Below are 16653 nucleotides of genomic sequence, written 5' to 3'. Positions count from 1 at the left end.
ATTCCGGCTTTCGCCGGAATGACAACTGCTTTGTCATTCCGGGCTCGACCCGCAATCCACCCAGGGCTTGTCATTGCGGGCTTGACCCGCAATCCACACGCAGGCGCGGCAGCGCCGCACCGGTCAACGAGCCATCGACCGCATCTTCCGCGCCACGTCGGCCACCGAGAACGGCTTCGACAGGAACTCGAAGTCGCCCAGGCTGCCCGCGGGCGCCGCGTAGCCGGACACCAGGATGATGCGCACGTCGGGATGCGACGCCTGCACCTTGCGGGCCAGCTCCACGCCATTGAGTCCCGGCATCACGACGTCGCTGAACAGCCAGTCCACCTTCCGGTCGACGCGTTCCAGCAGGTCGAGCGCGCTGCGCCCGTCGCTGGCGGTGAGGACGTCGAAACCCAGGTTGCGGAAGATCTCGGCCACCATCTCCAGCACCTCGGGCTGGTCGTCGACCACCAGCACGCGTTCGAGCTCGTCGTGCCCGGCGTCCACGGCGCTGGTCGACTCCTCCAGCGCCCTGAAGACCATGGAGACGGTCGTCCCCTTCCCGACCTCGGACTGGATGTGCAGGTCGCCGCCGGACTGCTGCAGGAGCCCGTACACCTGGCTCAGGCCCAGGCCCGTGCCCTTGCCGGGAGGCTTGGTGGTGAAGAACGGTTCGATGGCCTGCGCCACGACGTGGGGCGGCATGCCGGTGCCGGTGTCCTGCACGCTGACCACCACGTAGCGGCCCGCCGGGAGGTTGTTGAGCTCGCCGTCCCGCAGCTCGTGGACGTCGGCCGAGATCGTGATCGTGCCGCCCTCCGGCGTCGCGTCGCGCGCGTTGACCACGAGATTGAGCAGGCCGGTCTCGAACTGCGTCGCGTCGACCATGATCGCCGGCAGCCGTGGCGCGACGCGAACGTTGAAGTGCACGTTGCTGCGCGCCGCGCGCCGCAGCACGGTCTCGAAAGCCATGACCAGCCGCCCGACGTCGCGCGCCTCCGGCTTGAGCGGTTGCTGCCGCGCGAAGCTCAGGAGCTGCTGCGTCAGCGATGCGCCGCGGCGGGCCGCCTTCTCCATGCTGTCGACCAGCCGCAGCGTCTCGGCCTCGGTGCTGCGATGTCGCAGCATCGACAGCCCGTTGGTGATCACGTTCAGCAGGTTGTTGAAGTCGTGCGCAATGCCGCCCGTGAGCTTGCCGATCGCGTCGAGCTTCTGCGCCTGGAACAGCGCCTCGCGCGTGCGCTCCAGCTGCTCGGCGGCCTCGCGGCGCTCGGTGATGTCGCGCGTGACCTTGGCGAAGCCGACCAGCTGGCCCTGCTCGTCGCGGATCGGGTCGACCACCACGTGGGCCCAGAACCGCGTGCCGTCCTTCCGGACCCGCCAGCCCTCGGCCTCGAAGCGGCCGTGCTCGGCCGCCTCCGCGAGCGCGCGCCGCGGCACGCCGGCCGCGCGGTCCTCCTCGGTGTAGAAGCGCGAGAAGTGGCTGCCGATCACCTCCTCGTCGGCGTAGCCCTTGATGCGGCGGGCGCCGGAGTTCCAGTTGGTGATGTTCCCCTCGGGGGACAGCATGTAGATCGCGTAATCGGTGACGCCCTGCACCAGGACGCGGAAGCGCTGCTCGCTTTCCCGCAGCGCGTCCTGCGCGGCTTTCTTGTCCGTGATGTCGCGCGTGATCTTGGTGTAGCCGATCAGCTCGCCCTCGTCGTCCCGGATCGGGTCGAGCACCACGCTGGCCCAGAAGCGCGTGCCGTCCTTGCGCACGCGCCACCCCTCGGCCTCGAACTTTCCCTGCTCGCGCGCGGTCTGCAGCGCCAAGGCCGGAACGCCGGCGGCACGGTCCTCGTCGGTGTAGAAGCGCGAGAAGTGCTGGCCGATGATCTCGTGCGGCGCGTAGCCCTTGAAGCGCTGCGCGCCCAGGTTCCAGCTCACCACCGTGCCCTCGGGGGAGAGCATGTAGATGGCGTAGTCGCTGACCGAGGCGATGAAGTGCTTCAGGCGTTCGGCTTCGTCGAGCAATGCGGGCTCCTTGGCCGCCCGGGCGTGGATGGGTTGGGCAACAGGCGAGTGTGCGCCGCGACGGACGAGTCACGCGTAGGCAAACACCTAATCCTGCGTGCCGGGCGCCGGGGCAACGGCCGGCAAGGCGCGGCCGCACTGCTGGCAGAAGCGGGCTTCCGGCCCATAGCCGCCGGCGCCACAGCCCCCGCAGGTGCGCGTCCTCTCCGGCAGGGGCCGCCCGGCATGCCGGCGGATGGTCATCTCCGCGGTGACGATGCCCGTGGGCACCGCCAGCGTGCCCCAGCCCACCAGCATCATGACGGACGCGATGAAGCGCCCGATGTCCGTGCGGGGCGTGATGTCGCCGAAGCCGACCGTCGTCATCGTCGTGATGGCCCAGTACACCGAGGTCGGGATGTCGACGAAGCCGTGCTCGGGGCCTTCGACGACGTACATCAGCGTGCCCATCACCAGGTCGATCATCACGACCGCGGCCAGGAACACGAGGATCTTGCGCCGGCTGGCCCACAGCGCCTCGCCCATCGCCTGGTATTCCTCGACGTACGCCGTGAGCCGGAAGATGCGGAACATCCGCAGCAGCCGCAGGATGCGCACGTCGATGAGAGCGTGCAGCTCGGGCACGAACAGCGCCAGGTACGTCGGCAGCACGGCCAGCAGGTCGACGATCCCGAAGAAGCTGAAGACGTAGCGCAGCGGCTGCGGCACGCTCACGAGCCGTGCCAGGTATTCGAGCGTGAACAGCACCGTGAAGAACCACTCGAGGGCCGTGAACGGGCCGGCCCAGCGCGCGTGCCAGCCCTGCACGCTGTCGGCCAGCACGACGCCCACGCTCAGCAGGATCGCTGCCACCACGATCTGGTCGAACACGCGGCCGGCGGGCGTGTCCGATTCCCAGATCACCCGGTACAGGCGGTGGCGCCAGTGTTGCGGCGGCGGCGCGTCGGGGGCGGGACGGTCCATCTCGGCATTGTCCCGGGATTCGCCGTCCCCGCGGAGGCGGGAATGCACCGCTTCCATGGAGCGCACCGCAGGAAAGCGGTGGGTCCCCGCCTCCGCGGGGACGACGGAAGAGCCGTCATTCCCGCGAAGGCGGGAATCCATCGCTTCCACGGAGCGCGGCAGGAAAGCGGTGGGTCCCCGCCTCCGCGGGGACGACGGAGGCTACGATGAACCGCACGCCGTGAAAGGATGACCTTGCGCCTCGTGATCTTCGGCCTGACGGTCAGTTCGTCCTGGGGCAACGGCCATGCGACGCTGTGGCGCGGCTTGTGGCGTGCGCTCGCATCGCGCGGGCACACGGTGACCTTCTTCGAGCGCGACGTCCCGTACTACGCCGAGCACCGCGACTGCACGCAGCTGCCCGGCGGCGAGCTGCTTCTCTACGACGACTGGGACAAGGTGCGCACGCGCGCCGCGCAGGAGATTCGGGCCGCCGACGCCGTGATCGTCACCTCGTACTGCGCCGACGCGACCGCCGCCATGCAGCTGATGGCCGACAGCGACACGCGCGCGGCCCAGGTGTTCTACGACATGGACACGCCGGTGACGCTGGAGGCGCTGCGAGCCGGCCGCTGCGTGCCCTACATCGGCGCGCGCGGGCTGCGCGACTTCGACCTGGTGCTCAGTTACACCGGCGGCGCGTCGCTGCAGGAGTTGCGCGATCGCCTCGGCGCGCGCCGCGTCGCGACGCTGTACGGCCACGTCGACCCGCAGGTCCACCGCCGCGTGCCGCTGGTGGAGTCCTTCCGCGCCGACCTGTCGTATCTCGGGACGTACGCGGCCGGCCGGCAGGCTGCGTTGCAGGCGCTGTTCATCGAGCCCGCGCGGCGGCTGCCATCCCGCGCGTTCCTCATCGGCGGTGCGCAGTACCCGGCCGACTTTCCGTGGACGGACAGCATCCGCTTCGCGCGCCACGTGCCGCCGCCGGAGCACCCGGCCTTCTTCTCGTCGTCGCGCTTCACGCTGAACGTCACGCGCAAGGTGATGGCCGACAACGGCCATTGCCCGCCGGGCCGCCTGTTCGAGGCGGCCGCGTGCGGCACACCGGTGATCAGCGACTGGTGGGACGGCCTTGACGCGTTCTACGAACCCGGCCGCGAGATCCTCGTCGCGCGAACGACCGAGGACGTGATCGCCGCGATGGAACTCACCGACGCCGAACGGGCGCGCATCGCGACGGCCGCGCTCGAGCGCACACTGGCCGACCACACGTCCGCGCACCGCGCGCTGGAACTCGAGGCGCTGCTCGACGAGACGCTCGCGCCTGCCTGACGACAAGGAGCACGCCATGTGGGGCATCATCCCGGCCGCCGGCCTGGGCACGCGCATCCAGCCGCTCGGCTTCTCCAAGGAACTGCTGCCGGTCGGCAGCAACCTGGTGGGCGACGTCGAGAAGCCGCGCGCCGTCAGCGAATACCTGGTCGATCGCATGCTGCGGGCGGGCGCGACGCGAATCTGCTTCGTGGTCGCGCCGGGCAAGAGCGACCTGGTGCAGTACTACGGCTCGCACGCGCGTTCCAGCGACTTCTGCTACGTGGTGCAACCCAAGCCCGCCGGGCTGTGCGATGCGATCTTCCGCGCGACCTCGCTCATTCCCGCCGGCGAACCGGTGCTGGTCGGACTGCCCGACACGATCTGGTTTCCGGAGGACGGCTTCTCGAAGCTGCCCGACGACCGCCTGTCGTTCCTGCTGTTCCCCGTCGACCGACCGCAGCACTTCGACGCGGTAGTGACCGACGCCGACGACCTCGTGCAGGAGATCCAGGTCAAGCATCCGGACGCGAAGAGCAACTGGATCTGGGGCGCCTTCAAGATGCCCGGCCGGCTGCTGCACGACCTGGAGGCGCTGTGGATCGAACGCCAGCGCCGCGACGAGTACATGGGTACGCTGGTCAACGCGTGGATCCAGCGCGGCGGCCGCGCGGTGGGCGTGCGCGCCGGCCAGGCCTACGTCGACACCGGGACCGTCCACGGCTACCGCGAGGCGCTGAACCTGCTCGGGTCGCGCAAGCGCGGAGAGCCCGCCGAAGCGATCCGGCCTGCGACCGTGTGCAGCGCGAGCGGCGACTCCCTGGTGAAGCGTCCCGGCGACGTGCCCCGTCGCACGACGGGCAGGTTGTTCGGCAAGGCCGAGATCGAGCGCCGCGTGCAGGAGCTGGGCGACTGGTTCCACAACATCGACCTGCTGGGCGTGCCGACCGCGCCGGCGCACTTCCTGGGCGACTTCCCGCGCGCGAAGTTCCAGAGCTTCGCACACGTGCTGCCCGCCGACCTCCATGGCATGACCGTGCTGGACATCGGCTGCAACGCCGGCTTCTATTCGCTGGAGATGAAGCGCCGCGGCGCGGACCGTGTCGTCGGCATCGACATGGACGATTACTACCTGGACCAGGGACGCTTCGCGGCCGAGGTGCTGGGCCAGGACGTCGAGTTCCGCCGCATGCCGGTGTACGACGTCGCGCAACTGGGCGAGAAGTTCGACCTCGTGCTGTTCATGGGCCTCGTGTACCACCTGCGCCATCCGCTGCTGGCGCTGGACCTGGTGCACGAGCACGTCGCCAGGGACCTGCTGCTGTACCAGTCGCTGCAGCGCGGCAGCGCCGACCTCGAGCCGATCGCGCCGGACCACGACTTCTGGGAGACCGAGGTCTTCCAGCGCCCGTCGTACCCGCGGCTGCATTTCGTCGAACACCAGTACTCGCACGACGAGACGAACTGGTGGATCCCCAATGCGGCCTGCAGTGCGGCGATGCTGCGCAGCGCCGGCTTCGCCGTGGTCGCGCATCCGGAAGAAGAAGTGTTCCTGTGCAAGTGGGAGCCGCTGGCGCCGCATCCGAGCGGGCAGCGCGCGGTGTACCCCCCGCGGGGGAGTTGGGCGGCGGGGACAGCGTGACTCTGTCGTTCCTGGGGAGCCGTGGACCAGAGTCGGTCGTCCCCGCGAAGGCGGCACACCCGTTCAGTCGTGCAGCACCCGCTGCGCCAGGTCGCGCAGGATCGACAGCGACGCCGGCGACGCGCGGCCGGCCAGCGTGACCAGGCCGAACCGGGCCTTGCCCGTCATGGTGGGCTTCATGGGCAGTTCCACCAGGTCGGGCGCGGAGGCGCGGATGGCGAGCAGCACCGCATCGCTGTCGCGCACGACGTCCACGAGGCTGGCGATTTCCTCGCACCGCAGCGTGACGCACTGCTCCGGGTGCGCCGCCGGCCCGTAGAGCTCCACGAGGACGCGCGCCACTTCGTCGCTCAGGGGCGTCGACGCGATGGGGAACTTGCGCAGCGCCTCGAACCGCAACGGGCCCCGCGTGCGCAGCAACGGGTGCCGCTTGCGCACCATGAACACGCCGCGCATCTCCGACAGCGTCACGAGGTGCAGGTCCGACGACGGCGACAGCGACCGGGCGTCGATGACGAGTGCGTCCAGCTGGCGCTCGCGCAGCGCCTGCACGAGCCGGTCGGTGCTGCCGCGGCTGACCGCCACGTGCACCTCGGGATGGTGCCTGGCCATCTCCAGCAGCAGCGGCGTCATGAGCATCGCCCCCGGCCCCGAGCCCATGCCGACGCGCAGGCGGCCGGCGCGGCCCTCGCGCAGACGGACGCTGCTGGCCGCGATGTCGTCGACCTCGAACACGATCTGCCGCGCGCGCTGCAGGAACTCGCCGCCGAACAGGGTCAGCTCGATGCGGCGGCCGACGCGGTCGAACAGTGCCTGCCCGAGTTCATCTTCCAGCGCGCGGACGCTGCGGCTGAGTGCGGGTTGCGTCAGGAACAGTCCCTCGGCCGCGCGGCTGAACGAGCCGGCCTCGACGAGCGCGATCACATGGCGCAGCTGGACCAGCGTCACGGGCGGTTCGATCCATTCATCCAACTCATGCTAACAGGACAACAATGCATTGGACATCATGGATGCCGGTTCCTAGGATGCGCCGACTCCCACCGTCCGCCCGGACGGCGGTCATCGATGGCGCGAACGCGCCGCAGGAGACACGCATGAAGAGGATCGCGACGACGACGCTGGCCCTGCTTGCCGGCATGCTGCTGGCGGTGGGCGCGCAGGCGCAGGCCTTCCCGGCCAAGCCGGTCACCCTGATGGTTCCCTACCCCGCGGGCGGCCCGTCGGACGCCATCGCGCGGATCTTCCACACGCCGCTGGGCAAGGAGCTCGGGCAGCCGGTGCTGGTGGACAACCTGGGCGGCGCCGGCGGGACGATCGCGGCGCAGAAGGTCCTGTCGGCGCCCGCGGACGGCTACACCGTCTTCCAGGGCTCGCCCAACGAGGTGATCCTCTCGCCGCTGGCCATCTCCTCGGTGCGCCTGAAGGCGGAGGACTTCCGGCTGGTGGCCCCGATCGCCGATGCGGTGATGGTGGTGCTCACGCGCAAGGACCTGCCGGTCAACAACGTCGACGAACTGATCGCGCTGGCGCGCAAGTCCGGCGACAAGCCCCTCAGCTATGGCAGCGTGGGCGTGGGATCGCTCTACCACTTCATCGTGGAGAACATGCAGCAGGTCAGCGGCTTCAAGGCGACGCACATTCCCTACAAGGGCAACGCGCCGCTGTTGCAGGACGTCGGCGGCGGCCAGGTCGACTTCGCGGTGCTGGTGTACAGCGCCGCGATGGGCGCGATGGCTGACCAGGGCCGGCTCAAGGTGATCGGCCAGCTCGGAGCGCACCGCTCGGACCTGCTCAGGAACGTGCCGGCCGTCAGCGAAGGCCAGGTGCTGAAGAACTTCCAGTACAAGACCTGGACCGGCTTCATGGTGCCGAAGAACACACCGGAGCCGGTCGTGCAACGCCTGCACGCGGCGATCGGCAAGACGCTCAGCGATCCCAACGTCATCTCGGCCCTGAAGCTGCAGACCCAGGAGCCGTCGCCGGTCATGTCGCTGCCGGACGCGACGAAGTACTTCGAGACGGAGATGGCGCGCTACCGCGCCGTCGCCAGGTCGATCAACCTGCAGCCGCAGTGACGCGCCGATGACGGACCTGCTGGAGGCGCTGGCCGAACGGGCCGGCGAATTCATCGGCCTGCGCCGCGACATCCACCGCCATCCCGAACTGGCGTTCGAGGAACACCGGACGGCGGACCTGGTCGCGGGCAAGCTGGAGGCGTGGGGCTACGACGTCGAAGTTGGCATCGGCGGCACCGGTGTCGTCGGCCGCCTCGTGCGCGGGGACGGGCAGCGCCGGCTCGGCCTGCGCGCGGACATGGATGCCCTGCCGATCACGGAGGCGAGCGGCCGCGAATGGGCCAGCGAGCACCCCGGTGTCATGCACGCGTGCGGCCACGACGGCCACACCGCGATGCTGCTGGCCGCGGCGCGCCACCTGGCCGAGCAGGGCCGCTTCAGCGGCACGCTCCACCTCGTGTTCCAGCCGGCCGAGGAAGGCGGTGGCGGCGCGCTGCGCATGATCGAGGACGGCCTGTTCGACCGCTATCCCTGCGATGCGATCTTCGGCATGCACAACATGCCGGGCATCCCGCAGGGGCACATGGCCTTGCGCGACGGGGCGATGATGGCGTCCAGCGACTACGCCACCATCGTGCTGTCCGGTGTCGGCGGCCATGGCGCGATGCCGCACAAGGCGGCAGACCCGCTGGTGGCCGCGGCCGGCATCGTCATGGCGCTGCAGACGGTCGTGTCCCGCAACGTCCCTCCTCTCCAACCGGCGGTGGTGACGGTGGGTGCGCTCCACGCCGGCCGCGCGAACAACGTCATCCCCTCCACCGCGACGCTGGAACTGACGGTGCGCTCGCTCGACCGCGACGTGCGGGCCCTGCTGGAGCGGCGCATCCGCGAGCTGGTCGACCTGCAGGCGCGCAGCTTCGGCGTGCAGGCCGACGTCCAGTGGCGCAGCGGCTACTGCGTGCTGGTGAACACGCCGGCCGAGACGGCGTTCGCCCGCGACGTCGCGCTGGGCTTGCTGGGTCCGGACCGGGTCTCGCAGGCCGAGCCCCTGACCGGCAGCGAGGACTTCGCCTTCATGCTGGAGCGCGTGCCGGGCAGCTACGTGCTGATCGGCAACGGCGACGGCAGTGGGGACGCGGCGTCCGCCTGCATGGTGCACAACCCCGGGTACGACTTCAACGACGACAACATCGCGGTCGGCTCGGCCTTCTGGGTGGCGCTGGCCGAGCGGTTCCTGGCGCCCGGGCAGCGCGAGCGGCAAGCCAGCTGAACGGGCGGTGCCGCGACGGCGCCGCCCATGCCCCTGCCTGCATGGTTCGAGGCCGGCGTCCAGCGGTCTGGCTGGCCTCGCTGCTGCCCATCGGAGAGTTCCTGTGCGGCGGGCCGCTACTCCTGGGGCGGGCCGGCCACGCTCCCGGCGACCGGAAGCTGCCACTTGTTCCGGATGGCCAGCACGCGCATCCCGAAGCACAGGGCCGCACCCGCCAGTGCCGCAGGCCCCGGAGCCAGCTGCAGCTGGCTCGCGATCACGACGACGGCCGCACCGGCGAGCGCCGCGACCGCGTACAGGTCCGATCGCAAAACGGTGGGCACCTGCGCGAGCAGGACGTCGCGCGCGAGGCCGCCCCCGATGCCGGTCAACATGCCCAGCAGGGTCGCCATCACCGGATTCAATCCGTGGGCCAACGCCTTGCCGGCGCCGGTGACCGCGAACAGCGCCAGCCCGGCGGCATCGAACAGCAGCACCGGGTTCCACTCCTGCCGGAGGCGCGAGGGAAAGCAGAACGTGAGGAGCCCGGCGAGCACGGACACGCCGAGGTAGCGCCAATCGCTGATGGCGCCCGGCGGCACCGCCCCGATCAACAGGTCCCGCGTGATGCCACCGGTGTTGGCCGCCGCGAACGACAGCACCAGGACGCCGAACAGGTCCAGCCGGTGCCTGACACCGGCCATGGCGCCGCTCAGCGCGAAGACGAAGGCCCCGGCGAGATCCAGCGCATAGGGAAGCCACTCCACGTGCAGCACGGCATCTAGGCGGGCATCCACGTCCTGGCGGCGACGACCAGCGTCTCCACGCCCATGCGCAACGTGGGATGCAGCACGGGCGCGAACTTGGGACTGTGGTTCACGGGCAGCTGGTTCAGCCGGTTGGCCTTCTTCGCCGCGTCGTAGACGCCAGGGTCGGTGCCGCCGACGAACCAGAACACCGAGGGCACGCGCCAGTCCGTGCCGAAGGAGCCGAAGTCCTCGCTCGCCGGCGCGGCACCCGTCTCGCGCACGCGGTCGGCGCCGAAGTGCGCGCGGAAGGCGTCCACCAGCCGCTTGCTCGCGTCGCGGTTGTTGACATTGAGCGGATAGCTGTCGAGCGCCGTGATCTCCGGCTGGCGCGGCGCACCCGAGGCCTGCGCCTCGGCGTTCACGATGCGCTCGATGGCGGCCAGCACGCGCGCGCGCACGCCTTCGTCGAAGGTCCGCACATTGAGCTTGATGACGGCCTCGTCCGGGATCACGTTTTCCTTCGTTCCCGCCTGCAGCGCGCCGACGGTCACCACGGCAGCCTCGGCCGCGGCAACCTCGCGCGAGACGATCCCCTGCAGCCGCATCACCGTGGCCGCGGCCATCACCACGGGGTCGACGCTGGCCTGCGGCATCGAGCCGTGCGCGCCGCGCCCGAACAGCCGGATCTGCAGGCTGTCCGCCGCGGACGTGATTGCGCCCGCGCGGCCGGCGACGGTGCCGGCGGGGCCGACCATCACGTGCTGGCCCAGCACGACGTCCGGCTTCGGGTAGCGCGCGAACAGGCCGTCGTTGATCATGGCGCGCGCGCCCTCGGCCGTCTCTTCGCCCGGCTGGAAGACGGCGAGCAGCGTCCCGCGCCAGGCGGGGCGTGCGGCGGCCAGGAGCCTGGCCGCGCCGGCCAGCCAGGTCACATGCATGTCGTGGCCGCACATGTGCGACACGGGCACGTCGTGGCCGGTGCGGTCGGTCGCCGTCACCTTGCTCGCATACGGCAGGCCGGTGGACTCTTCGACCGGCAGGGCATCCATGTCGGCACGCAGCATCACCGTGGGGCCGTCGCCGTTGCGCAGCAGCCCGACGACGCCGGTGACTCCGATGCCGGTGGCGACGTCGAAGCCGGCGGCGCGCAACTGCTCCGCGGCCACCGCGGCGGTCCTGCTCTCCTGCATCGACAGCTCCGGATGCGAGTGGAGGTCCTTGTAGAGGACCTCCAGCGCGGGAAGCATGGCGTCCAGCCCATCCAGGATGGGGTCGGCAGCGGTTGCCGCGTCACGGGCCATGGGGCCAGAGTACGCCCGCAGGGTGGCTGCTGCCGTCAGCAGGCTCCTACGTGCGCCACGATGGCCGAGCTTCCCGTCGCGCTCGCCGGCGTCCAGCCGGTGCCGAGCAGCAACATGCGGGTGCCGAGGTCGCCCATGGCCCGGCCCTCGCGATCGGGACCCAGCAGCCGCAGTTGGCTGTCGCCGGTGTGCACGAGCGCAAGTTCGTACGAACGGGCCAACGCCAGCCAGAGCTGGTGCGCGCCAGCCGATTGCCGCGGGCCGCTGAGCAGGCACAGCCCGGCATTCAGCGCCCAGCGATACAGCGCGCTGGCCAGGCCGCGGCGGCGATAGGCGTGCGCATAGCGCGAATGCGGGCTGCGCACGTGGCGGCCGGCGTGACGATCCAGTTCGGCGACGCGCTGGAACACCGTGCAGCCGGCGAGCACGCCGCGCGCACGGTCCTCGACGTACAGGTGGAACTCGCCGTCCACTTCCCGGTACCGCACGGCCAGACCGGGCATCGGCACGTGCATCGCGAGCGTCGGCAGGGCGTGCAACGCCTCACCGCGGCGCTGCATTCGCGCGTGCAACGAGGCGAGTTCGGCGTCGAGGTCGCGGTGCGCGAGGGACACGTCAATGCGCATGACGCGGCTCGCGGGCGGGGACACCGGCGCTCGATCGGAACGGGCGTGGGTGCATGGCGGGGCGGGAGTATAGGAAGCACGCGGAAGCGCGGGTCGCGCGGGCGTGATGCCCCCGCGTCCCTTGCCAGAATGCCGCCGTTCTCCGACCCGTTGCCTATACTGACGCGCATGGCACGCCGCGCCTTCCAGCACCTACACCGCAACGAGCACGCCGCCGGCGTGGTCGCGCGTGCGGTCGCGCATGCATGGGCGGGCGTGCAACGAACGCCCGCAGATTCCTAGGCCCGGCGGTCGTCTCCTTCCTTTCCAGCGCCATCCATCGACCACCGGGCTGAAGCCCGGCGCGCCAGCGAGCCCCGCAGTCCCCTCGTGCGGCTCGCGCGACTGGAGATTCCCATGCATGTTCAGACGCCCGGCAAGCGCACGCTTGCCCTGCTGGACGCCGCGCCGATGCGCGACCCGTTCGACCTGCTGCCCCTGCGCCAGCTGGTGACGGCCAACGGCGACGCGGTGCCCGCCTTCGCGAGCCAGCCGCTGCTCGACCTGCTGTCGAGGCCCGGCTCCTTCCGCATCGTCCGCCACGGTGCGGGCGGACAGATCCTCGCCGGCAGCGGCACGGCCCTGGCCGAAGCGCGACGGGTCCTCGAGCGGGCCTACGGCACCTGCGTTTCGTTCGGCATCCCGAGCGTCCACACCTACGTGGATCCGGAGGCCGGCACGTCGATGGTCCCGATCCTCTTCATGCGCATCGACGCGATGCGCTCGCACCGTGCGCCGCTCCAGCAGGTGCTGGCCGAGTGCGGTGCCTGCACGCTGGAAATCGAACAACGGCGCGACCGCGTGCTGGTGCGGGCCGAGATCGAGCTGTCCCGGACCCTGGACGTGGAAGAACGCATCGCGGAAGCGACCGGCGGCGACGCGCACGTGCTGTCGTGGCTGGTGCGCTACCAGCAGCCCGCGCAGGCCGCGCGTGCGCAGGAGTGCGACGCATGACCCAGATGGATGTGGCCCTGCTGCTGGCGATGCTCGGCGGCGTTTGCGTGCTGTCCGCATGGCAAGGACGGCGAACCGGCGATGCCGGCCGCGACACCGCGCTGATGGCGGTCGTGGGCGCCGGCAAGCTGGCCCTCGCCGCGATGCTGCCGTTTGCCTGACGCGGCTTGCCCGCGGCGTGACGGCGCTCTGGTCCCTGCGGTTTCGCGCCGCGGTCGGCCGTGTGCTGCGGCGGCTGGCGCCGTGATCAGCTGCCGGTCGGCGGGTCGGACTGGAGCTCCGGCGGCATGCTCCACATCGACTCGGCGGGCTTGGCGCCTTCGAACTGCTGCTCGATCTGCGCGAGCAGCACGCTGACTTCGCGCGCGACGTCGCGCGAGAGCACCGGCGTGGCGGGGTGCAGCCACAGCCCGGCGAAGGACGAGACGTCCGGCAGCCAGCTGCCCGCCAGCAGCTTGCGCACGCCACGCTCGAGCAGGGGCAGACCGAGCAGCAGGCGCGTGCCCGAGCGGCGTTCCCACGCGGTCATGCGCAGCATCGCCGAGAACAGCGGCTTGCCGTTCTTGTCGGCACCCAGGTGGCGGATCTCGACTTCCACGCAGCCGACGGGAATGCCGCCACGGTCGAGCGAGTCGTCGACCAGCTCCAGGTACTCATGGCGCAGGTCCTCGACGGTGTGCATGCCCGTCTCGAGGTAGGTCGAGGGGCTGTCGGAGCCTTCACGCTGGAACAGGTTGCGAAGCGACATGGAAACCTTCTACGCCGTAACACGACAGTATGCAATCAGGTGCGCACGGTTGTGTTGTGCGCGCGCCGATTCCGGCGCGTGCATCGGCGCGCGCAAGCAGTCCACGCACGCGCGACCCTCCTCCATCCCTGAGCCACATGGCCCATTGGTGCCAGCGGACGGCAAAGCCGTCCTACGTCAGCCGTGCGGTCGCGCCGTGACCATCTGCGGCACCGCGCACGAGGTTTGCGCGAAGGGAGGTCAGTGGTGAACCAGCAAGTGAAGAAGATTTCGCCCCGCGTCACGGTTGCGCTCGCTGCGCTGTGGCTTGCGGCCTGCGGCGGAGGTGGTGGCGACGATGGTGTCGTGGCCGCGACGCCCAATGTCCAGCCGCCCGCGGCATCCGGCCCGACCGCCGCGCCGACGACGGCGCCGACGGCTGCGCCGACGGGCGCGCCGACGTCGGCTCCGACGAGCGCCCCGACCGCCGCCCCCACGGGCGCGCCGACGGCCGCACCGACCGCTGCCCCCACGGCCGCGCCGACCGCAGCTCCGACGGCTGCACCGACCGCTGCGCCGACCGCTGCACCGACCGCTGCGCCGACGCCTGCGCCCACGTCCGCCCCGGCCCCGATGCCCGCCGGCTGGAGCACCACGACGCTCGCGCCGGAAATGTGGCACCGCGTCGCCATCAACGACACCGGCAGCGTCATGCTCGCCGGCTCGATCGACGGCGCCGGCGGCTCCCTGCGGCTTTCCACGAACGGCGGCAGCACCTGGACTGCGCAGCCGATCGGCCAGGGCAATGGCGCCGTCGGCTGGATCGACATGAAGGCGTCGGCGGACGGCACGCGCCTGGCGGCCGTGCAGTTCCTCGGCAGCATGTTCATCTCCAGCAACGGCGGCACCAGCTGGACCGAAGTGCCCGGCGCTGGCTTCGCGGGCCAAGCCTACGAGTCCGTGTTCATGTCCAGCACGGGCACGCGGATCTGCGCGGCCATCATGGACGGCGCGGTCTACTGCTCGAACAACGGCGGCACCTCGTTCACGGCGGCCACCAGCGGGGGCGCGCAGCTCACCGGCAAGTTCCGCGCCTTGGCGGGATCGACCGACGGCACGACCCTGTACGCCGGCGCAGGCGACGGCAGGATGTACAAGTCCACCAACGGCGGCGCGACCTTCGCTCCGCTCGCGGTCACTGTCAACGGTGCGGCGGTCAACAGCGGCTGGTACCGGATGGCAGCCTCGGCCGATGGCAACACGGTCGTGGCGGCTGGCAACAACCAGTACGCGGGCCCGTCGACCGGGATCTACATCTCGCACGATGGCGGCGCGAACTGGACGCTGGCTTACGGCGAGGGCCTGGACTTCACCAGCCTGAGCATGTCGACCACCGGCAACGTGATCCTCGCCTCGGCGTCAGATTCCAACGGCGGCCGGATCCTGATGTCCACGGACGGCGGCGCGACCTTCTCGCAAGTGTCGAACCCGCCGGGCGGGGAGACGAACTGGCGCTCGGTCGCGATCAATCCGTCCGCCACCCGAGCGATCGCCGCGACCGGCACCTTCCTGGGCGTCACCGGCAACGTGTACCGGTTCTCCGGCTCCCTGGGCATGCCGTAAGGCGCGACCCGCCCCGGCCACGGGGCTGTCCGGAAAGCACATCGGGGCGCCCAAGGCGCCCCGATGTCTTTGTTGCGTGATTCAGCCGCGGCTTACGGGTTCCACCAGTTGCCCGACGCCACGATCATCGGCAGCAGCTGCAGCTCGGCGTCGTAGTAGGTGGTGCTGAAGTTCTCGGCGTTGTACGTCCACAGCGCGTTCAGGTACGACTGGTGCTCGCCGCCGATCATGGCACCGCACAGCTGCGGGCCGACCACGCCCTTGGGCGTCCAAACCGGGTACGGGCGCGAGACCGCGTTGCCCGCCAGCGTGTAGCCGGTCGCCGTCTTGGCCGGGTCACCGCCGGTGTCGCGCTCGAAGAACACCATCATCTTGTCCAGCACGTTCTTCCAGCGCGCGTCGCCCGACAGCACGTAGTCGGTGCCCCAGCGCCACGGGTTGCGCTGCGCGTTGGCGAAGTAGTGCATCTCGGTGTCGACGAAGTCACCGCGGAAGCCCGGCGACGGGATCGGCGCGGCCGTGTCGGTCGCGACGATGAAGTCCGGCATCATGCCCACGCCCGGCGAGAACACCGTCTGCATGCGGTCGATCAGCGAGTAGCAGCGGTCGATCACCGTGGTGCTCCACCAGGAGTCGCCGGTCGCCTTCGCGAAGGCGCGGAAGTGGCCGATCATGTAGTCGGAGGTGCGGCTCACGTCGGGCGTCGCGAGGCCCTTGGAGGTGCCGTCGGCCATGAAGTTGTACGCCTTCATGCCCTCGATCGTGTTGATGCCTTCCTGCTTGTAGTTCCAGCTGCCCGTGTCCGAGCCCCACTGGCGGTCGGCCATCAGCAGCGCCATCGCGATGTCGAGGTCGCCGTCCATGGCGTTGTAGCCACCGCCGGCCGACGACGATGACGAGCCGTCGATCGTGAGCTTCCAGTCCATCAGGTACTTGGACGCGACCGGGTGCGGGATGCTGTACGCGGGGCGCGCACGCACCGTGGTCAGCAGGCCGTCGAAGATGGCGCGTGCCTGCGGGTCGTGGCCCGCCATCAGCACGGTGATCAGCATGCCGTAGCCCATGCCTTCGGACACGGCCAGGGCGTCCGGGCTGTTGCCGAAGCGGATGGCCTTGCCGCCGCTGACGGTCGGCACGTCGACCACCGCGATCGCCTTCCAGGCGTCGTAGCTGCGCTTGATCGTCTCGTCCATGCTGGCGTTGGAGACGTTGTTCGGCATCACGCCGGCGCGGTACGCCTCCAGGCGGGCGCCGAACGGGTAGCGGTTCGGGCCGGAGACGGCGGCCGGGGGGATCGCCGCACCCGCGGAAGCCGGCGTCGGGACGACGGCGCTGGAGACACTGCTCTCGCCGGCTGCCGCCTGGGAGCCACCGCCGCCCCCACCGCCGCAAGCTGCCAGCACAGCACTGACCCCAACTGCAGAGCCGGAAGAAATGAAGAGTCGTCGTCGCATTGTTGGTTCTCCTTGGTGGG

Annotated in this window: 15 protein-coding genes; 7 read left to right on the top strand and 8 right to left on the bottom strand. The window is 70.5% G+C overall.

Annotation, left to right across the window (positions count from 1 at the left end; all coding sequences use genetic code 11):
* Nucleotides 1-123: 123 nt before the first annotated feature.
* The gene (locus I8E28_RS07720; protein WP_275403452.1) at nt 124-2001 is read right to left on the bottom strand and encodes a hybrid sensor histidine kinase/response regulator; all 1878 of its coding nucleotides are present in this window, start codon (nt 1999-2001) and stop codon (nt 124-126) included.
* 87 nt (nt 2002-2088) lie between these two features.
* Complete coding sequence (locus I8E28_RS07715) at nt 2089-2964, bottom strand: ion transporter (RefSeq protein WP_200787407.1); 876 nt, start codon at nt 2962-2964, stop codon at nt 2089-2091.
* 228 nt (nt 2965-3192) lie between these two features.
* Between I8E28_RS07715 and I8E28_RS07710 the strand changes: the two genes are divergently transcribed.
* Together I8E28_RS07710 and I8E28_RS20660 are read left to right on the top strand one after the other, a co-directional pair.
* A complete protein-coding gene (locus tag I8E28_RS07710) occupies nt 3193-4275 on the top strand; it encodes a CgeB family protein (RefSeq protein ID WP_200787406.1) in 1083 nt (360 codons plus the stop codon).
* A gap of 16 nt (nt 4276-4291) precedes the next feature.
* Nucleotides 4292-5896, top strand: coding sequence for a TIGR04290 family methyltransferase (locus I8E28_RS20660; RefSeq protein ID WP_239027199.1), 1605 nt, complete (start codon nt 4292-4294; stop codon nt 5894-5896).
* 63 nt (nt 5897-5959) lie between these two features.
* On the opposite strand, the gene I8E28_RS07700 is transcribed toward I8E28_RS20660, so the two are convergent.
* Entirely contained in the window at nt 5960-6844 is an 885-nt protein-coding gene (locus I8E28_RS07700; RefSeq protein ID WP_200790330.1) for a LysR substrate-binding domain-containing protein, read from the bottom strand.
* 146 nt (nt 6845-6990) lie between these two features.
* Between I8E28_RS07700 and I8E28_RS07695 the strand changes: the two genes are divergently transcribed.
* Both I8E28_RS07695 and I8E28_RS07690 read left to right on the top strand, forming a co-directional pair.
* Complete coding sequence (locus I8E28_RS07695) at nt 6991-7971, top strand: tripartite tricarboxylate transporter substrate binding protein (RefSeq protein WP_200787405.1); 981 nt, start codon at nt 6991-6993, stop codon at nt 7969-7971.
* A 7-nt stretch (nt 7972-7978) separates the two neighbouring features.
* Nucleotides 7979-9181 (top strand): M20 aminoacylase family protein, encoded by a 1203-nt coding sequence (locus I8E28_RS07690; protein WP_200787404.1) that lies wholly within the window; start codon nt 7979-7981, stop codon nt 9179-9181.
* A gap of 116 nt (nt 9182-9297) precedes the next feature.
* On the opposite strand, the gene I8E28_RS07685 is transcribed toward I8E28_RS07690, so the two are convergent.
* The 3 genes from I8E28_RS07685 to I8E28_RS07675 are packed head-to-tail and all read right to left on the bottom strand — an operon-like array spanning nt 9298 to nt 11836.
* On the bottom strand, nt 9298-9957 hold the full coding sequence (locus tag I8E28_RS07685; protein WP_338050738.1) for a trimeric intracellular cation channel family protein: 660 nt from the start codon (nt 9955-9957) through the stop codon (nt 9298-9300).
* A complete protein-coding gene (locus I8E28_RS07680; RefSeq protein ID WP_200787403.1) occupies nt 9942-11210 on the bottom strand; it encodes an amidohydrolase in 1269 nt (422 codons plus the stop codon). Before I8E28_RS07680 ends, I8E28_RS07685 begins: the two co-directional genes overlap by 16 nt.
* A gap of 35 nt (nt 11211-11245) precedes the next feature.
* Nucleotides 11246-11836, bottom strand: a complete 591-nt coding sequence (locus I8E28_RS07675; RefSeq protein WP_200787402.1) for an N-acetyltransferase — start codon at nt 11834-11836, stop codon at nt 11246-11248.
* Nucleotides 11837-12232: 396 nt separating this feature from the next.
* Here I8E28_RS07675 and I8E28_RS07670 point away from each other — a divergent pair, with 396 nt between their 5' ends.
* Nucleotides 12233-12829 carry a hypothetical protein gene (locus I8E28_RS07670; RefSeq protein WP_200787401.1) on the top strand — a complete coding sequence of 199 codons (597 nt, stop codon included), beginning with the start codon at nt 12233-12235 and terminating at the stop codon, nt 12827-12829.
* Nucleotides 12826-12990: a hypothetical protein gene (locus I8E28_RS07665; RefSeq protein ID WP_200787400.1), complete on the top strand. Its 165-nt coding sequence runs from the start codon at nt 12826-12828 to the stop codon at nt 12988-12990. Before I8E28_RS07670 ends, I8E28_RS07665 begins: the two co-directional genes overlap by 4 nt.
* 86 nt (nt 12991-13076) lie before the next feature.
* Here the strand turns inward: I8E28_RS07665 and I8E28_RS07660 are convergent, their stop codons facing one another.
* The gene (locus I8E28_RS07660) at nt 13077-13577 is read right to left on the bottom strand and encodes a hypothetical protein (RefSeq protein WP_200787399.1); all 501 of its coding nucleotides are present in this window, start codon (nt 13575-13577) and stop codon (nt 13077-13079) included.
* A gap of 246 nt (nt 13578-13823) precedes the next feature.
* Between I8E28_RS07660 and I8E28_RS07655 the strand changes: the two genes are divergently transcribed.
* Nucleotides 13824-15179 carry a WD40/YVTN/BNR-like repeat-containing protein gene (locus I8E28_RS07655; RefSeq protein ID WP_200787398.1) on the top strand — a complete coding sequence of 452 codons (1356 nt, stop codon included), beginning with the start codon at nt 13824-13826 and terminating at the stop codon, nt 15177-15179.
* A 92-nt stretch (nt 15180-15271) separates the two neighbouring features.
* On the opposite strand, the gene I8E28_RS07650 is transcribed toward I8E28_RS07655, so the two are convergent.
* The gene (locus tag I8E28_RS07650) at nt 15272-16633 is read right to left on the bottom strand and encodes a glycosyl hydrolase family 8 (protein ID WP_200787397.1); all 1362 of its coding nucleotides are present in this window, start codon (nt 16631-16633) and stop codon (nt 15272-15274) included.
* Nucleotides 16634-16653 lie beyond the last annotated feature (20 nt).

This window comes from Ramlibacter algicola, from assembly GCF_016641735.1.
Classification (GTDB): domain Bacteria; phylum Pseudomonadota; class Gammaproteobacteria; order Burkholderiales; family Burkholderiaceae_C; genus Ramlibacter; species Ramlibacter algicola.
Note: the sequence above shows the minus strand (reverse complement) of the source record. Positions and strands in the feature narration are given on the sequence as shown.